7 protein-coding genes are annotated in these 9,381 nt (G+C 72.6%); 5 read left to right on the top strand and 2 right to left on the bottom strand.

The window, feature by feature from the left end:
- Window positions 1–387: 387 nt before the first annotated feature.
- From GSF22_RS25850 to ctaD, 5 genes are all read left to right on the top strand, one after another.
- Complete coding sequence (locus tag GSF22_RS25850) at window positions 388–1,311, top strand: glucosyl-3-phosphoglycerate synthase (protein WP_244454135.1); 924 nt, start codon at window positions 388–390, stop codon at window positions 1,309–1,311.
- 91 nt (window positions 1,312–1,402) lie between these two features.
- Entirely contained in the window at window positions 1,403–2,563 is a 1,161-nt protein-coding gene (locus tag GSF22_RS25845; RefSeq protein ID WP_208816337.1) for a glycosyltransferase, read from the top strand.
- 132 nt (window positions 2,564–2,695) lie between these two features.
- Window positions 2,696–3,163, top strand: a complete 468-nt coding sequence (locus tag GSF22_RS25840) for a DUF4383 domain-containing protein (RefSeq protein WP_208816339.1) — start codon at window positions 2,696–2,698, stop codon at window positions 3,161–3,163.
- Window positions 3,164–3,250: 87 nt separating this feature from the next.
- Window positions 3,251–3,979, top strand: a complete 729-nt coding sequence (locus GSF22_RS25835) for an ATP-binding protein (RefSeq protein WP_208816336.1) — start codon at window positions 3,251–3,253, stop codon at window positions 3,977–3,979.
- Between the two features lie 136 nt (window positions 3,980–4,115).
- On the top strand, window positions 4,116–6,161 hold the full coding sequence (gene ctaD, locus GSF22_RS25830; RefSeq protein ID WP_208816335.1) for an aa3-type cytochrome oxidase subunit I: 2,046 nt from the start codon (window positions 4,116–4,118) through the stop codon (window positions 6,159–6,161).
- Window positions 6,162–6,303: 142 nt separating this feature from the next.
- On the opposite strand, the gene GSF22_RS25825 is transcribed toward ctaD, so the two are convergent.
- Both GSF22_RS25825 and GSF22_RS25820 read right to left on the bottom strand, forming a co-directional pair.
- Window positions 6,304–7,677 carry a SigB/SigF/SigG family RNA polymerase sigma factor gene (locus GSF22_RS25825; RefSeq protein ID WP_244454134.1) on the bottom strand — a complete coding sequence of 458 codons (1,374 nt, stop codon included), beginning with the start codon at window positions 7,675–7,677 and terminating at the stop codon, window positions 6,304–6,306.
- Between the two features lie 294 nt (window positions 7,678–7,971).
- Window positions 7,972–9,381 carry a hypothetical protein gene (locus tag GSF22_RS25820; protein ID WP_208816334.1) on the bottom strand — a complete coding sequence of 470 codons (1,410 nt, stop codon included), beginning with the start codon at window positions 9,379–9,381 and terminating at the stop codon, window positions 7,972–7,974.

Raw genomic sequence — 9,381 nt, 5'->3', positions numbered from 1 at the left:
GACCAGCCCCACCCGGCACGTACGCATCCCGCAGCCCCCAACCGTGACGATCGTGAAAAAGGTCCGCCGGGTGCTCTGCCCGGTGGCGACAGGGGCAAACCTCGACGGGCGTTCCCTTCCCACCCGGGTGCGGGTTCCGGGCGCTCCCGACCGGTCGGCACGGACCCACGACCGACCCTGCGTACCGTCGGCCGGTACCGCGAGATCACGATGATGGGGCGAAATGCGGTTAGCGTTCGGCCGGCGGGGGGAAACCAGACCCGCTGTCCTACGAATCCTGAACCGGGGGGTGTGCCGGTGCGGCACGAAGAACCGACTGTCTCACCTGTGGTGGAGGCCTGGGCCACCTACCGCACCCACTCGGCGGGTCAGTGGAGCGCCCGGGGGCTGCTGCGGGCCAAGGCCGGTGACCGGGTCAGCGTCGTGCTGCCCGCCCGGGACGAGGAGGCGACGGTCGGCGCGATCGTCTCCACCATCCGGGAGCACCTGATGGACCGGGTGCCCCTGGTCGACGAGCTGATCGTGGTCGACTCCCGGTCGACCGACCGGACCGCCACGGTGGCCCGTACCGCCGGCGCGTACGTGGTCAGCCAGGACGAGATGACCCGGGGACTGCCCCGGCTGACCGGCAAGGGCGACGCGCTCTGGGCCGGACTGGCGGCGGCGGAGGGCGACGTGGTCGCCTTCGTCGACGCGGACCTGCGCGAGTTCCGCCCGCACTTCGTCACCGGCCTGCTGGGGCCGCTGCTCACCGACCCGTCGGTGAGCTTCGTCAAGGGCTTCTACCACCGGCCGCTGGTCGGTTCGGCGAGCATCGAACCGGACGGCGGCGGCCGCGTCACCGAACTGATGGCGCGCCCCCTGCTCAACCTCTTCTGGCCGGAACTGTCCGGTTTCGTGCAGCCGCTGGCCGGCGAGTACGCGGGCCGCCGGGCGGTGCTGGAGCGGATCCCCTTCGTGTCCGGGTACGGGGTGGAGACGGCCATGCTGATCGACCTGCTCGATCTGGTCGGTCTGGACGCCCTCGCCCAGGTCGACCTGGGCGAACGCAAACACCGGCACCAGGACACCGAGGCCTTGGGCCGGATGGCGGCCCAGATCATGCTGACCGCCTGGTCACGGTTGCGCCGCCGGGGCCTGGTCAGCACCGACGTCCCGCCGGCCGGCCTGCTGACCCAGTTCCGCCGGGGCGGCTCGGACAGCCTGCCGAACCTGGACCGGGAGATCGTGGTCACCGACGTGTCGATCGAGGAACGGCCGCCGCTGGCCGAACTGCGGCACCTGGTACCCCGCCGCCGGGTGGCGGCGTGATGCCGGACGTACCCCCGGCCCCGGGCGGTGGCAGGACGTCCCACGTACCACCGGCCCCGACCGCGACCGCCGAGGGAAGGAACCCGTACCGATGAGCCTCACCGTCCTGATGAACGCCGGTCCGTGGCTGTCCGTACCGCCCCCGGGTTACGGCGGGATCGAGAACGTCATCGCCACCCTGGTACCGGAGCTGCGGCGGCTCGGCGTGCGGGTGGTGCTGGCGTCGGTGGGTACCAGCACCCTGCCGGTCGAGGAGCGGCTGTCGGTCTTCGACGACGGGCAGTTCGCCAACCTGCAACGCCCGTACAACCAGGTGTGCGGGGTCGCCCAGGCGCACCTGAACGGGGTGGTCCGGACGCTGCGGGAACGGTCCGACATCGACCTGGTGCACGACCACGTGGAGGCGGTCGGGCTGGCCACCCTCGCCGCGATGGGTCCGGACGGCCCACCGGCACTGCACACCCTGCACTGGGACCTGGCCAAGCACCCGGCGCTCTACGGTCACCTCGACGGTGGGGGCCGGGTACGGGTGAACGGGGTGTCCGCGTCGCAGCTCGCCCGCGCGCCCCGGGCCCTTCGGGAGCACTCGGTGGGGCACGTGCACCTGGCCACCCCGCTGGCCGTGGACGCCGACCGGGTACCGCAGCCGCAGAAGGGCGACCACGCGGTCATCCTCGGCCGGATCAACCCCGGCAAGGGTCAGGACGTGGGTGCCCGACTCGCCCAGCGGGTCGGGTTCCCGCTGGTGCTCGCCGGCCCGGTCGGCCCGTACCACCGGCCGGAGGACCTCGCGGCGGCCGGCGACGAGGCACGCCAGAACCCGGATGCCCGGTTCTTCCTGGACGAGGTGGCGCCCCACGTCGACGGGGACCGAGTCCGCTGGGTCGGTACCGTCGCCGGGGCCGAGCGGGACGACCTGGTGGCCTCCGCCCGGGTGGCGTTGTTCCCGCTGCGCTGGGAGGAGCCGGGCGGCACGGCCGTGGTCGAGGCGCTGGCGCTGGGTACGCCGGTGGTGGCGACGGCCCGGGGTTGTCTGCCGGAGCTGATCGAGCACGGCCGGACCGGGCTGCTCACCACCGACGAGGAGGAGCTGGGTGAGCTGGTGCTCGCGGCCAGTGTGCTGGAGCCGGCCGAGTGCCGGCAGGTGGCGGCCAGCCGGTTCACCCCGGCGGTGATGGCCCGGGAGTACGTGCAGCTCTACGAGCGGGTCCGGCAGCTCGCCACCGCACCGCCGGTCCCGGCCGCCGCCTGAACCCGTCACCGGTTAGGAAGGGGCCCTTCCTATACCGAAAACGATAGGAAGGGGCCCTTCCTTACCGGGTTTGGCCGGGTGTGGTCCGGGAACGCGGTGCCGGCGGTGGACGTCGAGCACGAGGAGGGGTCGATGGTCGGAGCGCTGGCCAACGCCCGGGGGCGACACAACCCGGCCGACGACCGTCCCCTGGTGCGTCGCGCCGCCTCGGGCGTCGGGGTGGTCTTCCTGCTGGTCGGGGTACTCGGCTTCGTGCCCGGCATCACCAGTGACTACGGCGACCTGGCCGTCGCCGGCCACCACTCCGGGGCGAAGCTGTTCGGGCTGTTCCAGGTGTCGGGGCTGCACAACGTCGTGCATCTGCTCTTCGGCGTCGCCGGCCTGGTCATGTCACGGACGGTCACGACGGCCCGGACCTTCCTGATCGGTGGTGGCGCGGTGTACCTGGTGCTCTGGCTGTACGGGCTGGTCGTCGACACCGCCAGCGAGGCCAACTTCATCCCGGTCAACGCTGCGGACAACTGGCTGCACCTGGTCCTGGGGCTGGGCATGATCGCCCTCGGCGCGGTCACCACCCGGCATCGACGGCGACGACGCTGAGCTGCTGGGACGCCCGCCACGTCCGGTTTGGCACCGGGTGACCGGGGGTAGTTCCGCAGGCGAACAGCGAGCGGAGACGAGGACCCCATGCCGAGCCGGATCACCTGCCAGGTGCACGAGGAGCCACCGGTCACGGTGGTCCGGGTGACCGGCTCGCTCGATCTGACCACCACCCGGCAGGTCCATCACGTACTGCAACGGTGCCTGACCGCGCAGCCGGATGCGCTGATCGTGGACCTCGCCGGGCTGCGGGTCACCGACCCGTTGGCGCTGTCCGTGTTCGCCGCCGCCGCCCGGCAGGCCGCCGAGTGGCCGGCGGTTCCCGTCGTGCTCTGCGACCCACCGACCGAGACCGCGCGACACCTGACGGAGACGACCGCCTGCCGGACGCTGCCGGTGCAGCACGACTGCGCGGAGGCCACCCGGCTGGCCCGCAGCAGTGCCGCGCCCCGGGTGCGGGCCCGGCTGGAGCCGGTCGCCGGGGCCTGCCGCCGCGCCCGCGAGCTGGCCGCCCAGGCGTGCGAACGGTGGAACCTGCCGGACCTGGTGGGGCCGGTCTCGCTGGTGTTGAGCGAGTTGGTGGGCAACGTGGTCCGGCACGCCGGTACCCCGATGGACGTGACGCTCACCCTCCGCCCGCCGTACCTGCACCTCGCCGTGGCCGACCGGTGCGCCACCGCGGTACGTCCGCGCGACCCGGGCTCGCATGCCGAGGGGGGACGGGGGCTGATGCTGGTCCGGGAGCTGACGCAACGCTGGGGCAGCCTGACCGCCGGGGACCGTAAGGTGGTCTGGGCGATACTGCCGGCTGGTTGACGTTTGCCCCGGTACGGTCGGCAGAGACGGTACGGTGTCGGGTCGACCGAAATTAACCGAACTGGTGGGGTTTCGTCGTTCCTTGCCCGGGTAGCCCACGCCGTCCTTTCCACCGGACGTGACGGGGTGAGTACTGATGGCCAGACGGGTGACCACGGAGCCGGCCCGGGACCGGGGCCCGGCGATCCTCGCGCCGGCCCGCTTCGGCGGCTTCCCCGGTGCGGTCCGGACGGCTGTACCGGGTAACAAGATCACCAGGTTGCTGCGGACCACGGACGCGAAGCAGATCGGCCTGCTCTACCTGTTCACGTCGTTCGTGTTCTTCCTGATCGCCGGCCTCCAGGCGATGGTGATGCGCGCCGAGCTGGCCCGGCCGGGCCTGCAGATCCTCTCCCCGGAGCAGTACAACCAGTTGTTCACCTCGCACGGCGCCCTGATGCTGCTGCTCTTCGCGACCCCGGCGGCGTTCGGCTTCGGCAACTTCCTGGTACCGATCCAGATCGGCGCGCCGGACGTGTCGTTCCCCCGGTTGAACGCGCTGGCCTACTGGCTGTTCCTGCTCGGCGGGCTGATGGTGGTCGGTGGCTTCTTCACCCCCGGCGGGTCGGCCGACTTCGGGTGGACCGCCTACACCCCGTTGAGCCGGGCCGAACACTCCCCCGGCGTCGGCGCGAACATGTGGGTGATCGGGCTGGTGATCTCCGGGCTGGGCACCATCCTCGGCGCGGTCAACCTGATCACCACGGTGCTGACCCTGCGGGCCCCCGGGATGACCATGTTCCGGATGCCGGTCTTCACCTGGAACATGCTGCTCACCAGTGTGCTGGTGCTGCTGGTGTTCCCACTATTGGCTGCGGCGCTGCTGGCCCTGGCCGCCGACCGGCTACTCGGCGCGCACGTCTACGTGGCCGCGCAGAGCGGGCCGATGCTCTGGCAGCACCTCTTCTGGTTCTTCGGCCATCCCGAGGTCTACATCATCGCGTTGCCGTTCTTCGGGATCATCACCGAGATCATCCCGGTGTTCGCCCGTAAGCCGATCTTCGGGTACAAGGGTCTGGTGCTGGCCACGGTGGCGATCACCGTGCTGTCGATGAGCGTCTGGGCGCACCACATGTTCGCCACCGGGCAGGTGCTGCTGCCGTTCTTCAGCCTCCTCAGCTTCCTCATCGCGGTACCGACCGGGGTGAAGTTCTTCAACTGGATCGGCACGCTGTGGAAGGGGCAGCTCACCTTCGAGACGCCGATGCTGTTCGCCGTCGGGTTCCTGGTCACCTTCCTGCTCGGCGGGCTGACCGGGGTGCTGCTGGCCAGCCCGCCGGTGGACTTCCACGTCACCGACACCTACTTCGTGGTGGCCCACTTCCACTACGTCCTGTTCGGCACGGTGGTCTTCGCCCTCTTCGGCGGCTTCTACTTCTGGTTCCCCAAGATGACCGGCCGGTTGCTCGACGAACGGATCGGCAAGGCGCACTTCTGGACGATGTTCCTCGGCTTCCACGGCACGTTCCTGGTGCAGCACTGGCTGGGCAACGAGGGGATGCCCCGCCGGTACGCCGACTACCTGCCCACCGACGGCTTCACCGTGCTGAACACGATCTCCACCATCTCGGCGTTCGTCCTCGGCGCCTCCACCCTGTTCTTCGTCTACAACGTGTGGAAGTCCTGGCGGTTCGGGGCGATGGTGTCGGTGGACGACCCCTGGGGCTTCGGCAACTCGCTGGAGTGGGCCACCACCTGCCCGCCGCCGTTGCGCAACTTCGACCGGATGCCCCGGATCCGCTCGGAACGACCGGCGTTCGACGCCAAGTACGGCCCGCTCGTCGCCGACCTGGGCCGGGACCTGCCGCAACGCGCCGTCAAGCCGCCGCAGCACCTGAGTGAGGAGTTCCACGCCGAGCACCGGCCGCCGGAGTCACCGAGCGCCGAGGGCGCGTACGGGGCAGGCGAGGCGGCGGCCTACCACCCGGCGCCCCGGTCCGGGGCCCGGCCGGTGGAGGTGCCGGACCCGGACCAGATCCGCCGACCGGCCTTCGAACACACCGACGAGCCGGAGGAGGATCCGCTGGGTGGGCAGCGCGCCCCGCAGGAGAACGAGCGGTGGCGGCACCCGCGCAGCTCCGGTGACCGGCCCGAGCACGGGACCGGTGACGACGGGACCGGTGACGACGGACGACAGCGGTGAACCCGGAGGAACCCCGGTCGGGAGGAGACCTGCCGACCGGGGCGGGTACGACGGACCCACCCCGCCCGGTGGTCCGTCCCTCCCCGGGGCGTTACCGCCGCATGCCGCAGGTCGTCGCGCGGACCGGACGCCCGACGGCCGGTCAGTCCGGGCGGGCCGGCAGCCCGGCGGCGGCGAGCGAGCGGCGGACCGCGGGTTTCGCCCGGGACAGCCGCAGCGGCACCCCGGTACGGGCGGCGGCGTCCCGCCCTGCCAGCAACGCCGCGATGCCACCGGCGTCGACCCCGCCCACGTCGGTCAGGTCGACCACCACCTCGCGGGGCTGGCCGGTGACCGCCGCCATCATCGCCCGGCGGAGCTGGTCGGCACCGTCCCGGTCCACTTCACCACCGACCTGGACGACCACCCGGTCACCGTTCTGCCGGACCGAGACCCGGGTCTTCTGGTCCGCTTCCGCCGTACCGGCCTGCCAGGGTGCCGGGGTGTCGGCGAGCATCGCCTGGCGCAGCCAGGTCAGGGCCCGGGACAGCAGCCGGGAGACGTGCATCTGGGAGATACCGAACCGCGCGGCTATCTCGGCCTGCGTCTGGTTGCCGTAGAACCGCATCGCCAGGATCCGCCGCTCCCGCCAGGGCAACCGGTGCAGCAGCCCGCTGACCGTGACCCGGTCGTCCACCGATTCGAGGTCGTTGTCCGACTCGCCCACCAGGTCACCGAACTCGGCGGAACTCTCCCCGCCCACCGGGGCGTTGAGGGAGGCCGGGCTGTAGCCGGCGGCGGACTCCAGCGCGGCCAGGATCTCCTCCTCCGGGGTCTCCAGGCGCTGGGCCAGTTCGGCGACCGTGGGGGCCCGGGACAGTTCGCTGGTCAGCGTCGCGGTGGCCTGTCCGACCTCCAGGATCAGGTCACGCAGCCGGCGGGGCACGTGCACGCCCCAGGTCCGGTCCCGGAAGTGCCGTTTGATCTCCCCGACGATAGTGATCGCCGCGTACGCGGTGAACGAACCCCGCTCGGGGTCGTAACGGTCGACGGCGTTGACCAGTCCGAGCCGGGCGACCTGCTCCAGGTCCTCCAGCGGTTCGCCCCGTCCCCGGTACCGGCGGGCCAGCCGGCCGGCGAAGGGCAACGCGAACCGCACCAGGTCGTCGCGGGCCTCCTGGCGCCGCTCCGGGGGTAGACCCTCGATCCGGGCCGCGTACGCCAGTGCTGCGGCGTCCAGGTCCTCCAGGCCCCGGTCGTTGGTCGGCGGTGGGGCCACCGGTGCCGTGGCGGCACCCGGCGCGGCCGGACCGCCGGTACCGGAACCGGGGTCGCCGGCTCCTGGGCCGGCGCCCACGTCGGTCACGGGCACGTCCGCGACCGCCGGGGTGTCGGTCACCGCCGGGGTGTCCGTCACGGCCTCGGCGTCGTCCACCGCCGGGGTGTCCGTCACGGCCCCGGCGTCGTCCACCGTCGGAGTGTCCGCGCCGGCCGTGCCGATGACGGCCGTGTCGTCCCTGGTGGTCTGTCCGAACATCCACGCCTCCCTTGGGAAGGTCCACCGCCCGGAGTGACGAACCGGTTTTGTGGCACGGTGCTACCGCGCGCCGGGTCGGAAGCGATTAGGTGACCGGAGATGCTGACCGGGCCACCCGGGCTTGATTACCCAGGGTGATTTCACCATCACGACCCGCAGCGTTCCCGCTCTGTAGGTACTCAACCACGGAGAGGGACGTTCGCGAGGATGTTTCGATGGCCGCCACTCGACGGCGACGCCCCGGACCGGTCACCGGGCGCCCGACCGGCCCGCTCCGACCGGTCACCGAGGCCCTCAGCAGACCAGCAGGCTCCTGCGGGTGCCGCTGTCACGAAGGGCGGCGAGTGCGTCGGTCACCCGCATCGGCGGCGGGACAGGCAGGTCACAGGGCTGGGCGCGAAGCACCTCGGTGGCCCGCCGGGTGGGTACCGCGTTCACCGGGAACCCCCGTGCGCAGGTCCGGTCCAGCGCCCGGCGACGCCGGCCGAACGAGGCGACCGCGAGCCACTGGGGCAACCCGGCCAGCGCCGGCGACTGCATCCCCGGCGGCTCGGGCAGGACGTCCACCGAACTGAACGGATCACTGCCGGCCAGCCACCACTCCGCCCCGGCGACACTGCGCCTGGTCGCGTTCTCACACCAGTACGGCACCAGTCCCGCCCGGACCACCTGCCACGGGTCGAGCAGCCGCCCGCACTCGACCACACACCGGTCGCCGGTCTTGCCCGCCCGGCGCAGCCAGCGCCGGTACAGGTCCGCCGTCGCGGCGCTGAGCGCGTCGGGGTCACCGAAGAGCACCCGGTGCAGCGGTCGGCCGCCCCGGTGCGCCCAGTCCCGTAGGCTCAACTCGAAACCCGGCTCCACCGCGTGTTCGGCGTACCCGGGGGCACACGAGACCGCCGGGGTCTCCCACCGGTCGGTCTCCGCGCCCGCCGACCGCAGCACCTGCCGCAGGGTACGGCTGTCCGGGTGGAAGTCCACCGGGTCGAGGCCGCTGCCGGGGCTGCCGGCCTGGAAGCTGTGCCCGGCGGCGGAGTCCAGCACCGGCCAGGTCCGCGCGTCCCGCAGCAGGAGCAGGGGCGCGCCGGGTGCGAGCCGCTCCGTCAGGAAGCGGGCGTACGCCTCGGGCAGCCGCTGCCAGCGGACGCCGAAGGAGACCGTGGTCCCGGCCAGCACACCCCGGCTGGCCGGACAGTGCACCTGCCGCACGTGCACGTCCGGGTTGGTCGACCGCAGGCGCGCGGCCAGCGGCGCACCGTGCGCCAGGGCCGCCACCGGGTCGTGCACCGCACCGTGCGGCCAGTGCGCGGTCACCTCGAAGGCGGCCGGTAACCAGGGCACCCCGAGCGCGACCGCGAGATGCGCCGCCGCCCCGTGCGGCGAGCCGAGCACGACCCCGGGGTAGCTCCGCTCCGGGTACTGCCCGACCAGCCACTGCGCCACCACGTCGGCGTCGACCCGGTCGACCTGTTCGGGACGCAGGGCGACCCGCGCGGCGGCCCGGGCCACGGCGGCCCGCCGTACCGCCTCGGGGGCACCACGTAGCCGGGTGAGCGCCCACGGGTGGCCGAGGTCGGCGCAGTCCGCGCCCGCCAGTGCCCGGGCGGTCACCGCGACCAGTACCCGCGCGGTGCTGTCCGCCGCGACGATCCGCTCCCCGGCGAGGCCGGTGCCGGTCACCGCCCCGCCCCGCGTGCTCCGCAC

Source organism: Micromonospora echinofusca, assembly GCF_017614955.1.
Lineage (GTDB): Bacteria > Actinomycetota > Actinomycetes > Mycobacteriales > Micromonosporaceae > Micromonospora > Micromonospora echinofusca_A.
Note: the sequence above shows the minus strand (reverse complement) of the source record. Positions and strands in the feature narration are given on the sequence as shown.

Coding starts and splice junctions, on each gene's coding strand:
- GSF22_RS25845 (WP_208816337.1), top strand. CDS start 1,403: ATGAGCCTCACCGTCCTGATGAACGCCGGTCCGTGGCTGTCCGTACCG.
- GSF22_RS25840 (WP_208816339.1), top strand. CDS start 2,696: ATGGTCGGAGCGCTGGCCAACGCCCGGGGGCGACACAACCCGGCCGAC.
- GSF22_RS25835 (WP_208816336.1), top strand. CDS start 3,251: ATGCCGAGCCGGATCACCTGCCAGGTGCACGAGGAGCCACCGGTCACG.
- ctaD (WP_208816335.1), top strand. CDS start 4,116: ATGGCCAGACGGGTGACCACGGAGCCGGCCCGGGACCGGGGCCCGGCG.
- GSF22_RS25825 (WP_244454134.1), bottom strand. CDS start 7,677: ATGTTCGGACAGACCACCAGGGACGACACGGCCGTCATCGGCACGGCC.